Annotated in this window: 18 protein-coding genes; 6 read left to right on the top strand and 12 right to left on the bottom strand. The window is 65.9% G+C overall.

Going from position 1 to position 12,786, the window contains the following annotated elements:
- Positions 1-211 precede the first annotated feature (211 nt).
- On the top strand, positions 212-847 hold the full coding sequence (locus tag AC5JDC_RS03630) for an alpha-ketoglutarate-dependent dioxygenase AlkB family protein (protein ID WP_495839191.1): 636 nt from the start codon (positions 212-214) through the stop codon (positions 845-847).
- Between the two features lie 262 nt (positions 848-1,109).
- Here the strand turns inward: AC5JDC_RS03630 and coaA are convergent, their stop codons facing one another.
- The 11 genes from coaA to AC5JDC_RS03575 all read right to left on the bottom strand — a co-directional run bounded on the left by coaA (position 1,110) and on the right by AC5JDC_RS03575 (position 8,125).
- Entirely contained in the window at positions 1,110-2,069 is a 960-nt protein-coding gene (coaA, locus tag AC5JDC_RS03625) for a type I pantothenate kinase (RefSeq protein ID WP_495839189.1), read from the bottom strand.
- Between the two features lie 129 nt (positions 2,070-2,198).
- Entirely contained in the window at positions 2,199-2,525 is a 327-nt protein-coding gene (locus AC5JDC_RS03620) for a phosphoribosyl-ATP diphosphatase (protein ID WP_495839187.1), read from the bottom strand.
- Positions 2,526-2,535: 10 nt separating this feature from the next.
- Complete coding sequence (hisF, locus tag AC5JDC_RS03615) at positions 2,536-3,330, bottom strand: imidazole glycerol phosphate synthase subunit HisF (protein ID WP_495839185.1); 795 nt, start codon at positions 3,328-3,330, stop codon at positions 2,536-2,538.
- Between the two features lie 8 nt (positions 3,331-3,338).
- Entirely contained in the window at positions 3,339-3,899 is a 561-nt protein-coding gene (locus AC5JDC_RS03610) for a Uma2 family endonuclease (protein ID WP_106774185.1), read from the bottom strand.
- Between the two features lie 12 nt (positions 3,900-3,911).
- The gene (locus AC5JDC_RS03605; protein ID WP_495839182.1) at positions 3,912-4,748 is read right to left on the bottom strand and encodes an arginase family protein; all 837 of its coding nucleotides are present in this window, start codon (positions 4,746-4,748) and stop codon (positions 3,912-3,914) included.
- A gap of 11 nt (positions 4,749-4,759) precedes the next feature.
- Complete coding sequence (gene hisA / locus AC5JDC_RS03600; RefSeq protein WP_495839180.1) at positions 4,760-5,488, bottom strand: 1-(5-phosphoribosyl)-5-[(5-phosphoribosylamino)methylideneamino]imidazole-4-carboxamide isomerase; 729 nt, start codon at positions 5,486-5,488, stop codon at positions 4,760-4,762.
- A 4-nt stretch (positions 5,489-5,492) separates the two neighbouring features.
- Positions 5,493-5,783, bottom strand: coding sequence for a DUF1330 domain-containing protein (locus tag AC5JDC_RS03595; RefSeq protein ID WP_495839178.1), 291 nt, complete (start codon positions 5,781-5,783; stop codon positions 5,493-5,495).
- Complete coding sequence (hisH, locus tag AC5JDC_RS03590; RefSeq protein ID WP_495839176.1) at positions 5,780-6,430, bottom strand: imidazole glycerol phosphate synthase subunit HisH; 651 nt, start codon at positions 6,428-6,430, stop codon at positions 5,780-5,782. The genes AC5JDC_RS03595 and hisH overlap by 4 nt, the downstream gene beginning before the upstream one ends.
- Positions 6,430-6,924, bottom strand: a complete 495-nt coding sequence (locus AC5JDC_RS03585) for a DUF2628 domain-containing protein (protein ID WP_495839174.1) — start codon at positions 6,922-6,924, stop codon at positions 6,430-6,432. Before AC5JDC_RS03585 ends, hisH begins: the two co-directional genes overlap by 1 nt.
- 2 nt (positions 6,925-6,926) lie before the next feature.
- Entirely contained in the window at positions 6,927-7,526 is a 600-nt protein-coding gene (gene hisB, locus AC5JDC_RS03580) for an imidazoleglycerol-phosphate dehydratase HisB (protein ID WP_495839172.1), read from the bottom strand.
- An 86-nt stretch (positions 7,527-7,612) separates the two neighbouring features.
- On the bottom strand, positions 7,613-8,125 hold the full coding sequence (locus tag AC5JDC_RS03575; RefSeq protein WP_495839170.1) for a hypothetical protein: 513 nt from the start codon (positions 8,123-8,125) through the stop codon (positions 7,613-7,615).
- Between the two features lie 154 nt (positions 8,126-8,279).
- Here AC5JDC_RS03575 and hslV point away from each other — a divergent pair, with 154 nt between their 5' ends.
- The 5 genes from hslV (at position 8,280) to AC5JDC_RS03550 (ending at position 12,353) form a co-directional block, all read left to right on the top strand.
- Positions 8,280-8,828, top strand: coding sequence for an ATP-dependent protease subunit HslV (hslV, locus tag AC5JDC_RS03570; protein ID WP_106774193.1), 549 nt, complete (start codon positions 8,280-8,282; stop codon positions 8,826-8,828).
- Positions 8,818-9,339, top strand: a complete 522-nt coding sequence (locus AC5JDC_RS03565; protein ID WP_495839168.1) for a GNAT family N-acetyltransferase — start codon at positions 8,818-8,820, stop codon at positions 9,337-9,339. The genes hslV and AC5JDC_RS03565 overlap by 11 nt, the downstream gene beginning before the upstream one ends.
- On the top strand, positions 9,336-9,944 hold the full coding sequence (locus AC5JDC_RS03560; protein WP_106774195.1) for a DUF2585 domain-containing protein: 609 nt from the start codon (positions 9,336-9,338) through the stop codon (positions 9,942-9,944). The genes AC5JDC_RS03565 and AC5JDC_RS03560 overlap by 4 nt, the downstream gene beginning before the upstream one ends.
- A gap of 8 nt (positions 9,945-9,952) precedes the next feature.
- Positions 9,953-11,263: an ATP-dependent protease ATPase subunit HslU gene (gene hslU / locus AC5JDC_RS03555; RefSeq protein WP_495839165.1), complete on the top strand. Its 1,311-nt coding sequence runs from the start codon at positions 9,953-9,955 to the stop codon at positions 11,261-11,263.
- Between the two features lie 151 nt (positions 11,264-11,414).
- Complete coding sequence (locus tag AC5JDC_RS03550) at positions 11,415-12,353, top strand: DUF1402 family protein (protein ID WP_245428534.1); 939 nt, start codon at positions 11,415-11,417, stop codon at positions 12,351-12,353.
- A gap of 58 nt (positions 12,354-12,411) precedes the next feature.
- Here the strand turns inward: AC5JDC_RS03550 and AC5JDC_RS03545 are convergent, their stop codons facing one another.
- On the bottom strand, positions 12,412-12,786 hold the full coding sequence (locus tag AC5JDC_RS03545) for a DoxX family protein (RefSeq protein WP_495839163.1): 375 nt from the start codon (positions 12,784-12,786) through the stop codon (positions 12,412-12,414).

Here is a 12,786-nt window from a genome sequence, read left to right as displayed (position 1 = left end):
CCGATGCTCGCCAAACCAGATGGCTTTCCACTATGCATGACTTTTCCCGGACAGCTCCCCCTGCCCGGGGGAGAGGAACCCGGGCTGGAGAAGTGCCGGCGTCGCGGCAGCAATTCCTCGGCCCCACGACATGGTGGAAGATAGCCGTAGGGGCCGGTAAGGGGTCCTTTCAAAGAACGAAGTCTTCAAAGTCGAAACCGGCGGCGTAAGAATGCTCGTCCTGCCCAGCGGCGTCAGGCACATACCGGGCCGTTTCGACCGGGAGGCCCAGCAGGATCTGGTCGAGGCGATCCGCGAGGTGGTGCGCGCCGCCCCGCTCTACACGCCGGCCATGCCGAAGAGCGGCAAGGAAATGAGCGTGCGCATGACCAATTGCGGCGCGCTCGGCTGGGTGACCGACAAGCAGCGCGGCTACCGCTACCAGGCGACCCATCCGGTCACCGGCGAACCGTGGCCGCCGATCCCCGAAAAATTGCTTTCGCTGTGGAGGGACGTCGCCGACTATCCGCACCCGCCCGAAGCCTGCCTCGTCAACTTCTATTCCGGAACCGCGAAAATGGGCCTGCACCAGGACCGCGACGAGAAGGATCTCGCCGCGCCGGTGGTGTCGGTGTCGCTCGGCGACGCCTGCCTGTTCCGCGTCGGCCACACGACGCGCAGCGGTCCGACGGTGTCGTTGCGGCTGGAGAGCGGCGACGTGGTCGTGCTCGGCGGCGAAGGCCGGCTCTGTTTCCACGGCGTCGACCGTGTCTATCCGGACACCTCGACGCTGCTGCCGAAGGGTGGCCGCATCAATCTGACACTGCGGCGGGTGACGGTGCCGGGGCGGGCCGAAGCTCCGGCATAACCAACGCTACCCGTTTTGACGGTGGGCTCCGCCCCTATCGCCCTGCCGGGCACTTCTGCCCCCGTGAGGACCAGGGCAGCCGCACATGGGATTTCAGAGACTGCTGCTCGGGCCCTGTACCCCCACCCCTGACCCCTCCCCACAAGGGGGAGGGGAACTTTGCGGCCGCTATGCAACGTGAAACCGTCGACGATTGGTGCCCAGTGGAGCGGCCCGTCGGTCAATGAACAACCGCGATACTGCGCGCGCAGGCCCCCGGGCGCTACAGCCTGCGTAGCGCCACCTCCTCGATCAGGTGATCGGCGCCCTTGCGCAGGATCAGGTCGGCGCGCGGGCGCGTCGGCAGGATGTTCTCGCGCAGATTCTTCAGGTTTATGTTCTGCCACAGCCCCTCGGCGATGGCCTGCGCCGCATCCTCCGACAGTTGCGAGTAGCGGTGGAAGAAGGACTGGGTGTCGCGGAAGGCGGTCTCGCGCAGCCGCATGAAGCGGGCGATGTACCAGTCGTGGATCAGGTTCTCGTCGGCGTCGATGAAGATCGAGAAGTCGAAGAAATCCGACAGGAACGGCACGTATTTCCCGTCCTTCGGCAGGTCGCGCGGCTGCAGCACATTGAGCCCCTCGAAGATCAGGATGTCGGGCCGGTCGATGGTGACGAACGCGCCGGGAACCACGTCGTAGGTCAGGTGCGAATAGACCGGGGCGCGCACATGCGCCTCGCCCGACTTGATCGCCGAGAGGAAGCGCAACAGCGCGCCGACGTCGTAGCTGTCGGGAAAGCCCTTGCGCTCCATCAGCCCTTCGCGGCGCAGCACCTCGTTGGGGTGGAGAAAACCGTCGGTGGTGATCAGGTCGACCTTGGGGCTGGACGGCCAGCGCCGCATCAGCTCCTTGAGCAGGCGGGCGGTGGTCGACTTGCCGACGGCGACCGAGCCGGCCATGCCGATGATGAAGGGCGTCTTGCTGGTCTCGCCGGCGTTGAAGAAGGCCTGGCGCTGGCGGAACAGCAGCTGGCTCGTCTCGACATGGGCCGAGAGCAGCCGCGACAGCGTCAGGTAGATGCGCCGCACCTCGTCGAGATCGACGCGGTCCTGGAGCGAGCGCAGCCGCTCGACCTCCTCGGCGGTCAGCGTCATCGGCGTGTCGGCGCGGAACTCGGCCCATCGCTCGGCGGAAAAGAAACGGTAGGGGGAGTACTTTTCCGACCGGACGAGCTGATCCATCTGATCTCCTCGACGTTAGAGCGGAATGCCATCAAATGAATCGGCATTCCGCTCCATCTCTTGTTCTGCCGCATGATCTGTGTCCGAAAAGTCTGCAACTTTTCGGGATCATGCTCTAGGCCGCCGGCACTAGGCGCCGGCGCGCGATGCCTTCTCGGCGACCCCCGAGCGGGCCGTCCGCCGCTCGAGCTCGGCAAGCACGTCGGACAGCGGCACGCCGGAAATCGCCAGCACCACCAGCAGGTGGTAGAGAAGGTCGGCGCTTTCCGAAACCAGCTCCTCGCGGTTGCCGCGGACGGCCGCGATCACCGTCTCGACCGCTTCCTCGCCCAGCTTCTTGCCGGCCCTGTCGATGCCGGCCGAAAACAGCTTTGCCGTCCAGGAGGAGGCGGAATCGCCCTGGCTGCCGCGCTCGGCGACGATCTTCTCGAGGTCGGAAAGGCTGAACCCGCTCATCGAGCGCCGTTTAGGCTGTCCGCGGGGCGCTGTCGAGTCGCATCGCCAGGCCGGCGTCAGCCATGTGCCGCTTGGCCTCGGCGATGGAATAGGTGCCGAAATGGAAGATCGAGGCGGCGAGCACCGCGGTGGCATGGCCGTCGCGGATGCCTGCGACCAGATGGTCGAGCGTGCCGACGCCGCCGGAGGCGATGACCGGCGCGCGCACCGCGTCGGCCACGGCGCGCGTCAGCGCGATGTCGTAGCCGGCCTTGGTGCCGTCGCGATCCATGGAAGTGAGCAGGATCTCGCCGGCGCCGCGATCGACCACCTTGCGCGCGAATTCGACGGCGTCGATGCCGGTTTTCTCGCGGCCGCCATGGGTGAAGATCTCCCAGCGGTCGGCCTCGCCGGACGCGGAAACCTTCTTGGCGTCGATCGCCACGACGATGCACTGGTTGCCGAACTTGTCGGCGGCCTCGGCGACGAAATCCGGGTTCTTCACCGCCGCCGTGTTGATCGACACCTTGTCGGCGCCGGCCAGAAGCAGTTTTCGGATGTCGGCGACCTGGCGCACGCCGCCGCCGACGGTGAGCGGCATGAAACACTGCTCGGCGGTGCGCGCCACCACGTCGAAGATGGTCTCGCGGTTGTCGGAGGAGGCGGTGATGTCGAGGAAGCACAGCTCGTCGGCGCCGGCGGCGTCATAGGCGCGCGCCGCCTCGACCGGATCGCCGGCGTCGATCAGGTCGACGAAGTTGACGCCCTTGACGACGCGGCCGTCCTTCACGTCGAGGCAGGGAATGACGCGGGATTTCAGGGTCATGCGGGAGCTCAGCCTTCGATGCCGGCGTAGAGTTCGGATAGTTGAAGCGTGATTCCCAGTCCGGCCAGCGACACGGTCTCGCCACGGCCTTCGATCATGTCCGGCTCGGTCCAGGCGCCGTCGTCGGCGCGCGACCAGAGCCACAGTCGCGGCTCGTCCTGTGCGAGGACGAGATAGTGGCGCAACGAAGCCAATGCCAAATAGTCGCTGGCCTTAGTTCCGAAATCCTCTGCCACGCTGGCCGGCGACAGGATTTCCGCCACCAGAAGAGGTGCTGAGGTCGCCAGCGCCTTGCCGTCCCCTGCGGTCGGTTCTACCAGAACGTCGGGATAACGGACGCCATCTCGAGTCCGCACGCCGAAATCCGTTGCACCGATGTCGTAGGCTTCCAGGCCAAGCTGCAACACCAGTTGATGGGTGAGCCGGGTGGCAATACGCCAATGGTTCCTGGTGACGTTAATCATCATTTCGACCACCCTCCCCCTTACGAATTCGCGCTTGCCCTCGCGCCCCTCGTTCCAGCGCAGGAATTCGTCCGCCGTGGTCGGAAGTTTCGACTGGATGTTCATGGGGTCAGATTATCAAATCCGCTCCAGCGCGGCGAGCAGTTCGTTGAGCAGTTCGCCGACCAGCGGCGGCACCTCGGCCTTGGGATCATAGGCCGGGTCGTAGGCGGAGATGGTGACGCCGGCGACCGGGATCGACCTGGCTACGCCGCAGGCCATGCGCCGCAGCTCCTCCGGGCTTGGGCCGCCCGGCGTCGCGTAGCGGTTCGCCTGCAGAAGCGCCGGGTCGTGCACGTCGAGGTCGAGATGCAGATGCGCCTTGGTTGCGCCGGCTGCCTTGAGCTTCTCCACCTGGGCGACCGCATCGCCGCATGGGGCCCTCAGGATGGGCAGGCTCTCCAGCAGCCGTTTTTCGTCGGGATCGAGGTCGCGGGCGTCGACCAGCAGGCAGCGCGCCGGGTCGATCGTGTGGAATCCGGGGATCGATGCGGTGAGAGGACGCCAGCACAGGCCGAGCACCGTCGCCAGAGCCATGCCGTCGAGATAGCCCCAGGTCGAGGTCTCCGGCGTGTTGATGTCGCCGTGCTGGTCGGCCCAGACGATCGCATCCGCCCCCTCCCCGGCCACCGCGCCGGCGGCCGTCAGGCAATTGCCGGCCAGCACCACCGGAAAACGGCCTGCGGCGATGCTCTCGCGGACCTTTTCGGCCACCGCGCGGCAGACGGCGAAGCCGGTGGCGATCTCGCGGCCCTGCGCGTCGCCCACCTCGCCGATGTCCTCGACCGCCACGTCGTGACCGTTGAGGGTGAGCGCCTCGACCAGCCCGCCGGCCAGGATCGCTTCCGGGCCGAGGCCCATGCCGGCATGATGGTGGCCGCTGTCGTAGGGCGCCAGAACGATCGTAAGCCGCATCAGACTGTCTCCTATGCCGCCTTCAGGATCGCCAGCGCCTCGGCCGGATCGATGCGGCCGTCATAGAGGGCGCGTCCGGAGATGGCGCCTTCCAGCCTTTTCGCATCCGGCATGGTCATGCGCCGGATGTCGGCGAGCGAGGCGAGGCCGCCCGAGGCGATGACCGGGATCGACACCGCTTCGGCGAGCGCGATGGTGGCTTCCCAGTTGATGCCGGCCAAGACGCCGTCGCGATCAATGTCGGTGTAGATGATGGCGGCAACGCCGGCGCCCTCGAATTTTTGCGCCAGCTCGACCGCGCCGAGCGACGAAGCCTCGGCCCAGCCCTCGACCGCAACCTTGCCGCCGCGCGCATCGATGCCAACGGCGATTTTTCCGGGAAACAGGCGACAGGCCTCTTTCACCAGTTCTGGATCGCGCACAGCGACCGTGCCGAGGATGACGCGGGCAAGACCTTTTTCCAGCCAGGCATCGATATGAGCGAGCGTGCGGATGCCGCCGCCGAGCTGCACCGGATTTTTGGTCGCCTTCAGGATCGCCTCGACGGCCGCGCCGTTGCGGCTCTCGCCGGCGAAGGCGCCGTCGAGATCGACCACATGCAGCCACTCGAAGCCCTGGTCCTCGAAGGCTTTTGCCTGCGCGGCCGGATCGGTGTTGTAGACCGTGGCCTGCGCCATGTCGCCGAGCTTCAGGCGCACGCATTCGCCGCCCTTCAGGTCGATCGCAGGGAAAAGCATCATGGTGTCACGCACCTTCGACGATGACGAAATGGCCGGTCGACGCGGCGAGGCGGTATTTCAGCGCCTCCTGGTATTCGGGCGAGTTGTAGCAGGCGAGCGCCGTCTCGTAGGACGAGAACTCCACCACGACGTGGCGGTTCCCGGTCGGATCTTCCGGGTTCGCATATTGTCCTGCCCGCACGACGAACTTCGCACCGTATTTGGCAAAGGCGGCGGCATTGGTCTCGATGTATTTCCCGTAGGTCTCGGGATCGGTCACGTCGACCATCGCGACCCAGTAGGCTTTTTTCGTCATGGCTTCCACCTCAGGAAGTTGGCGATCAGAGCGAGGCCGAGGGCCTGGCTCTTTTCCGGATGGAACTGCGTGCCGGCAAGATTGTCGCGGCCGACCGCCGCGGTCACCGGGCCGCCATAGTCGGTTACCGCCAGAACCTCATCTTCACGTAAAGAATCAAGATGATAGGAATGCACGAAATAGGCGTGCAGGCCGCCCTCGCCCGTCGGGATGCCGGCAAACAGCGGATGCGGATGTTTCACGTGAATCGTGTTCCAGCCGATCTGCGGGATCTTCAGCGCCGGGTCGGCCGGCTCGATCTCCTTCACATCGCCGGCGATCCAGCCGAAGCCGCGCGTCACCGTCTTCTCCAGGCCACGCTCAGACATCAGCTGCATGCCGACGCAGATGCCGAGGAACGGTCTTCCGCGCTCGATCGCGGCTTCTTCGACCGCCTCCCACATGCCGTCGACGGCGCGCAGTCCGGCGGCGCAGTCGGCATAGGCGCCGACGCCCGGCAGGACGACGCGGTCGGCGCTGCGCACGCGCCCGGCGTCCGCCGTCAGCTCGATCCCGGCGGCGATGCCGTCCTCGCGCGCCGCCCGCTCGAACGCCTTCACCGCCGAGCGCAGATTGCCGGAGCCATAGTCGATGATGGCGACGCGCATCAGGCGCCTCCGGGATAGTGCAGCAGGCCGAGCGCCGGGCCGGTGGATGGCCGCGGCGCGGCGTGGCGCGCCGGCTGAGGCTCGGGAGAGTTCGCGCCGCGATCGTGCGGCAGGGAGGCCGTTCCGGCCGCCGCGGTGGCGTAGCGGATCTCGGCGTCGGCGATCCTGTCGGCCTCGACGGCGCCCCATTCGCGCCAGCCGCGGCGACGCAGCGCCGCCATCCGGAGCGCCGCGCCCTCCAGCCCGACATAGACGGAGACGAGCAGCGACAGCGCCGAGGCGGCAAGGCCGAGGCCGAGCAGCTCGCCGACGGCGCCGATGCCGAACATGGTGGCGAAGACCAGCACTGCCTCGATCACCAGGCCGTGCCAGAGCAGCCAGAGCGGCGGGACGAGGAAGCCGAGCACGGCAAAGCCGTCGCGGACGATGCGCGCCTCGGCGACCGCATCGCTGCCCAGCGCACCGTCCGGCTCGAAGATGACGAAGCGGGCCATGACTATCCCTTCAGGCTGCCCTTGGTGGACGGGATGGCGTCGGGCTGGCGCGGGTCACGCTCCAGCGCGGCGCGCAGCACCCGGGCGACCGCCTTGAAGCAGGTCTCGGCGATATGATGGTTGTTGGCGCCGTGGAGATTGGCGACATGCAGCGTGATGCCGGCATTCTGCGCCAGCGCATGGAAGAACTCGCGCACCAGCTCGGTGTCGAATGTGCCGATCTTGGGCGAGGAGAAGGCGACGTTCCAGACGAGATACGGCCGGCCCGACACGTCGACTGCGGCGCGCGTCAGCGTCTCGTCCATGGCAAGGTCGAGCGAGGCGTAGCGCATGATGCCGCGCCGGTCGCCCAGCGCCTTGGCCAGCGCCTGGCCGAGCGCGATGCCGGTATCCTCCACGGTATGATGGTCGTCGATGTGCAGGTCTCCCTCGGCCCTGATCTTCATGTCGATCAGCGAATGGCGGCAGAGCTGGTCGAGCATGTGGTCGAAGAAGCCGACGCCGGTGGCCATCTCCGCCTTGCCCGTACCGTCGACGGCGACCGAGACGGCGATGCGCGTCTCCTTGGTCGAGCGGGTGACGTCGGCGGTGCGGGCGGCCATGGGCGGTCCTTGCTGTTGGCGAAAGCGCGAGCCTTGTAACAGCATGGTCGGGGGATTGAAAGTTGGGCTTGTGGCGGCTGAAACGCTTAGCCGTTGTTCTCCCAACAGACTGGAACGATCGCAAGGTCGGCAATCGCGACATAGATCTTGCCGGTGCGAACGATGGCCTTCCCACTCACTTCGTAGCCGCACACCTCCGGCCGCCGGGTGCCATTTCCATAGGGGTCCTCGGCTTCGTATACGTCAAAGCATGCGTCAGCGTCGTCGCAGCGGGAGAGCATGACCCTTGGCGCACCGAGAGGTAGCGGGAATGATCGGTCGAAGGTATCCGAAATGCACTTTTCCATGGCTCTTCGGTCCGGGCAGGCGGCAGGGAGCACGAGCAAAGACGGCCATTGAATATTGCACTGTTCCTGGACAAGGATCGCCGGCAAATTCGGATCGGAACCCACCTCGCCATGCACGGCCTTGTCGCAAACTTCGGCTATCCTTTTCAGAGTGGGAATTTCGCCCTGAATCGCCGTCACCTGCTCGCCCGCGGCGGCAGCAAGGTTTGCCAAGACTGAAAGCCAAGCTGCGAGGGCACCGATAATGCGCATGGCTCATCGATCGTCGAAAGCAGGGTTTTGTCAACACAATCGCGAGGAGTGCTACAATTTGCATTCCCTCAACCGCGGCATACATATGGGCGCATCAAACCCTCGTATCGCGCGGATCGCCGCCTGCCGGGACCGCGCGGAATCGGAGCAAGACATGTCGAACGAACTGACCATGCACGCCACCACGATCGTGACGGTGCGCAAGGGAGGAAAGGTCGTGATCGCCGGCGACGGCCAGGTGAGCCTCGGCCAGACGATCATGAAGGGCAATGCCAGGAAGGTGCGCCGCATCGGCAAGGGCAACGTCATCGCCGGCTTCGCCGGGGCGACCGCGGACGCCTTCACGCTGCTGGAGCGGCTCGAGGCGAAGCTCGAGCAGTATCCGGACCAGCTCACCCGCGCCGCCGTCGAGCTCGCCAAGGACTGGCGCACCGACCGCTATCTGCGCCGGCTGGAGGCGATGATGCTGGTCGCCGACAAGAACGTCTCGCTGGCGCTGACCGGCACCGGCGACGTGCTGGAGCCGGAGCACGGCGTGATGGCGATCGGCTCGGGCGGCAATTATGCGCTGGCGGCGGCGCGCGCCCTGATGGACAGCGACAAGGACGCCGAGGAGATCGCCCGCAAGGCGATGCAGATCGCCGCCGACATCTGCGTCTACACCAACGGCAATTTCGTCGTCGAAACGCTCGATGCCGGCTAAGCCAGCGCCGCGCTACCGCTTCCGGCCGGTGACCGAGCGGGATTTTCCCCTGCTCGGCCGCTGGCTGCGCGAGCCGCATGTGGCCGAATGGTGGGACGACGCCGACGAGGAGCTTGAAGCGATCCGCGAGCACATGGACTCGATCTCGGTCGAGCCGCTGATCGTCGAGCTGGACGGAAAACCGATCGCCTATCTGCAGAGCTACGACCCGCATCTGGAGGACGACCACCCCTATGCCGACCAGCCTTTCGGCACGCTCGGCCTGGATCTCTCGATCGGCGAGCCGGAACTGGTCGGGCAGGGTCACGGCTCGGCGCTGCTCGCGCAGTTCATCGAAGAGCTCTTTGCAGAAGGCACGCCGCGCGTCATCATCGATCCCGATCAGGCCAACAAGCGGGCGATCCGCGCCTATGAGAAGGCGGGGTTCAGGCCGATCGGCGAGCGGACCTCGCAATACGGCCATGCGCTGCTGATGGCGCGGGACAACGAGGAGGGGGAGCTTTCTCCATGACGACGCTACCGGCGCCGGCGGACGATCCCGGGATCGCGGCGAAGAAGCGCGTCTTCCTCGCCGGGCTGCTGCTGGCGGCGGCGCTGGTCGCCGCGCAGGGCGTGGCGCTCTACCTGATGGGCCAGCCGCTCATCTGCAAGTGCGGCTATGTGAAACTCTGGCACGGGGTGGTGCAGAGCAGCGAGAACAGCCAGCATCTCGCCGACTGGTACACCTTCTCGCACGTCATCCACGGTTTCCTGTTCTACGGCCTGCTCTGGCTGGTGATGCCGCGCGTCAATGTCGGCCTCAGGCTCGTCGGCGCGGTGATCATCGAGGCGGCCTGGGAGCTGCTCGAAAACACCGACTTCATCATCAACCGCTACCGTGAATCGACGATCTCGCTCGACTATTTCGGCGACAGCGTCATCAACTCGGTGTCCGACACGCTGTGGATGGTGCTGGGTTTTGCTCTCGCCGCGCGGCTTCCTATATGGGTGACGGTGGCGCTCGCGGTCGTTTTCGAGATCGGCGTCGGCTACGTCATCCGCGACAACCTGACCCTCAACATCATCATGCTGCTGTACCCGCTGGACGCAATCAAGCAGTGGCAAAGTGGATTGTAAGAAGTACCATGACCACCTTCTCCCCCCGCGAAATCGTCTCCGAACTCGACCGCTACATCATCGGCCAGAAGGACGCCAAGCGCGCCGTCGCCATCGCGCTGCGCAACCGCTGGCGCCGGCAGCAGCTGGAAGGCCAGATGCGCGAGGAGGTGATGCCGAAGAACATTTTGATGATCGGCCCGACCGGCGTCGGCAAGACCGAGATCTCGCGGCGCCTTGCCCGGCTCGCGGGCGCGCCCTTCGTCAAGGTCGAGGCGACCAAGTTCACCGAGGTCGGCTATGTCGGCCGCGACGTCGAGCAGATCGTGCGCGACCTGGTCGAGGTCGCCATCGGCCTGACGCGCGACAAGATGCGCGAGGACGTCAAGGCGCGCGCCCATGTCAACGCCGAGGAGCGCGTGCTGGAAGCGCTGGTCGGCAAGACGGCAAGCCCGGCGACCCGCGACTCCTTCCGCAAGAAGCTGCGCGACGGCGAGATGGACGACAAGGAGATCGAGGTCGACGTGGCCGACACCGGCACGGGCGGCATGCCGAGCTTCGAGATCCCCGGCATGCCCGGCGCCAATATCGGCGTGATGAACATCAACGACATGCTGCAGAAGGCGATGGGCGGCAAGCGCACCAAGTCGCGCAAGACCACCGTCAAGGAATCCTACGAGCTTTTGATCAACGACGAGTCCGACAAGCTGCTCGACCAGGACGAGGTGGTGCGGCGCGCGCTGGAATCGGCGGAGAATGACGGCATCGTCTTCCTCGACGAGATCGACAAGATCGCGGCGCGCAGCGACGTGTCCGGCGGCCCGTCGCGCGAGGGCGTGCAGCGCGACCTGCTGCCGCTGGTCGAGGGCACGACGGTGGCGACCAAATACGGGCCGATCAAGACCGACCACATCCTGTTCATCGCCTCCGGCGCCTTCCATGTGTCGAAGCCGTCCGACCTCTTGCCGGAGCTGCAGGGCCGCCTGCCCATCCGCGTCGAATTGCGCGCGCTCGAGAAGGAAGACTTCATCCGCATCCTGACGGAGACCGAGGCCAGCCTGATCAAGCAGTATGTCGCGCTGATGAGGACCGAGGGCGTCGAACTCGACTTCACCGACGACGCCATCGACCAGCTCGCCGGCATCGCGGTGGACCTTAATGCCACGGTGGAGAACATCGGCGCCAGGCGGTTGCAGACGGTGATGGAGCGGGTGCTCGACGAGATCTCCTTCGCCGCGCCGGACCAGTCGGGCAGCAAGGTGACGATCGACGCCGCCTATGTGCAGAAGCATGTCGGCGACCTGTCGAAGAACACCGACCTGTCGCGCTTCATCCTGTGACGATACCGGCCGGCTGCCGCGCGGCGGCCGATCAAGACAATGCCCGAGAGAAAAGCGCTCGACGGATGCGGGCGCTTTTTCTAGTTTGTCGGGACAGGCAGGGCTCGGGCACGTGCGGCAACTTCTACGACAGTTCTTTTTCACCCTTGGGGTGGCCACGCTGGCGCTCGTAACGGCCGACGGGCCCGCGACCGCCCAGACCCTCGTCCCGCCCGGCAACGTCCATGCCGAGCAGCCGCCGATCCCCGGCGCTTCGTCACGACGCACCAAGTCGGGCGGCACGACGTTCGACGCGAAATACCGCAAGGTCTACCGGTTGCTGAAGACCGACGCCAAGCTGAGGAGCAAGATCAAGGAACAGGCCGCCGCCTACGGCATCGACCCGATGCACATGGTCGGCGCCATCGTCGGCGAGCACACCTACAACGTCGATGCCTACGACCGGCTGCAGACCTACTACGTCAAGGCAGTATCCTACCTCTCCAGCAAGCTGCATTTCGCCTATGAAGGCGAGGACGTGACCGATTTCATCCAGCGGCCGCAATTCCAGACCTGCGCGGACCAACAGGGCAGCGATGCGCTGTGGACCTGCCGCGAGCAGGTGTGGAACCGCGACTTCCGCGGCAAGACCGTGGACGGCAAGGCATTCCCCGACAACCGCTTCAGCGCGGTGTTCTTCCAGCCCTTCTATGCCGGCCAGACCTTCGGCATCGGCCAGCTCAATCCGCTGACCGCGCTGCAGATGAGCGACCTCGTCCACGAGGTCTCCGGCCTGCCGCGGCTCGACGCCGGCAACCCCAACCAGGTCTACGAGACCATCATGGAGCCGGACCTGACGCTCGCCTATGTGGCGGCGACGCTGAAGTCTGCGATCGAGGCCTATCGCGACATCGCCGGCTTCGACATCTCGCAGAATCCCGGCATCACGGCGACGCTCTACAACACCGGCAACCCGGAAGAACGCGCCTATTTCCTGCGGACCGAGAACGAGGCGCGCGTCGCCGAGGGCAAGGAGCCTCGTTTGCCGGAGGAGAACTATTACGGCTGGCTGGTCAACGAGAAGCTGCCGGAGCTGCAGGCGCTGTTCTGAGCATGATCCCAAAAAGTTGCAGATCTTTGGGACAAGATCATGCGTCAGACACTGACCATCAGCGACGCCAGGGGAAGATCGCGCGCAGCGCCGCGTCGCGCAGCCACAGGCCGCCCCACATGAACAGGCCGAGATAGACCGAGAACAGGGCGTGGCTGAACAGCGGGTTGCCGACGCGGATCTGCGTCGCCATCGCGCCGCCGAGAATGCCCATGGTCAGCACCGCGCCGAGCACGCTGGTGCGCGGATAGAGATAGAGCAGCACGCAGGCGAGCTCGATCACGCCGATCATCACGGCGTACCCGGCCGGCCAGCCGAGCTGCGCCATGGTTTCCTCCGCCACCGGCATGCCGAACAGCTTCGGCGTCACCGACGCTCCCAGCATGAACAGCGCGTAGAGGCCGGTCAGGGTCCAGCCCGCAATCGTCATCAT

This window comes from Kumtagia sp., from assembly GCF_059502445.1.
The sequence above is the reverse complement of the archived record's forward strand: the minus strand, read 5'-3'. Positions and strand labels throughout refer to the sequence as shown.

Coding starts and splice junctions, on each gene's coding strand:
- AC5JDC_RS03545 (WP_495839163.1), bottom strand. CDS start 12,786: ATGATGACGATTGCGGGCTGGACCCTGACCGGCCTCTACGCGCTGTTC.
- hslV (WP_106774193.1), top strand. CDS start 8,280: ATGTCGAACGAACTGACCATGCACGCCACCACGATCGTGACGGTGCGC.
- AC5JDC_RS03610 (WP_106774185.1), bottom strand. CDS start 3,899: ATGAACATCCAGTCGAAACTTCCGACCACGGCGGACGAATTCCTGCGC.
- hisB (WP_495839172.1), bottom strand. CDS start 7,526: ATGGCCGCCCGCACCGCCGACGTCACCCGCTCGACCAAGGAGACGCGC.
- AC5JDC_RS03595 (WP_495839178.1), bottom strand. CDS start 5,783: ATGACGAAAAAAGCCTACTGGGTCGCGATGGTCGACGTGACCGATCCC.
- AC5JDC_RS03560 (WP_106774195.1), top strand. CDS start 9,336: ATGACGACGCTACCGGCGCCGGCGGACGATCCCGGGATCGCGGCGAAG.
- hisA (WP_495839180.1), bottom strand. CDS start 5,488: ATGATGCTTTTCCCTGCGATCGACCTGAAGGGCGGCGAATGCGTGCGC.
- AC5JDC_RS03605 (WP_495839182.1), bottom strand. CDS start 4,748: ATGCGGCTTACGATCGTTCTGGCGCCCTACGACAGCGGCCACCATCAT.
- hisH (WP_495839176.1), bottom strand. CDS start 6,430: ATGCGCGTCGCCATCATCGACTATGGCTCCGGCAATCTGCGCTCGGCG.
- hisF (WP_495839185.1), bottom strand. CDS start 3,330: ATGACCCTGAAATCCCGCGTCATTCCCTGCCTCGACGTGAAGGACGGC.
- hslU (WP_495839165.1), top strand. CDS start 9,953: ATGACCACCTTCTCCCCCCGCGAAATCGTCTCCGAACTCGACCGCTAC.
- AC5JDC_RS03575 (WP_495839170.1), bottom strand. CDS start 8,125: ATGCGCATTATCGGTGCCCTCGCAGCTTGGCTTTCAGTCTTGGCAAAC.
- coaA (WP_495839189.1), bottom strand. CDS start 2,069: ATGGATCAGCTCGTCCGGTCGGAAAAGTACTCCCCCTACCGTTTCTTT.
- AC5JDC_RS03585 (WP_495839174.1), bottom strand. CDS start 6,924: ATGGCCCGCTTCGTCATCTTCGAGCCGGACGGTGCGCTGGGCAGCGAT.
- AC5JDC_RS03620 (WP_495839187.1), bottom strand. CDS start 2,525: ATGAGCGGGTTCAGCCTTTCCGACCTCGAGAAGATCGTCGCCGAGCGC.
- AC5JDC_RS03565 (WP_495839168.1), top strand. CDS start 8,818: ATGCCGGCTAAGCCAGCGCCGCGCTACCGCTTCCGGCCGGTGACCGAG.
- AC5JDC_RS03630 (WP_495839191.1), top strand. CDS start 212: ATGCTCGTCCTGCCCAGCGGCGTCAGGCACATACCGGGCCGTTTCGAC.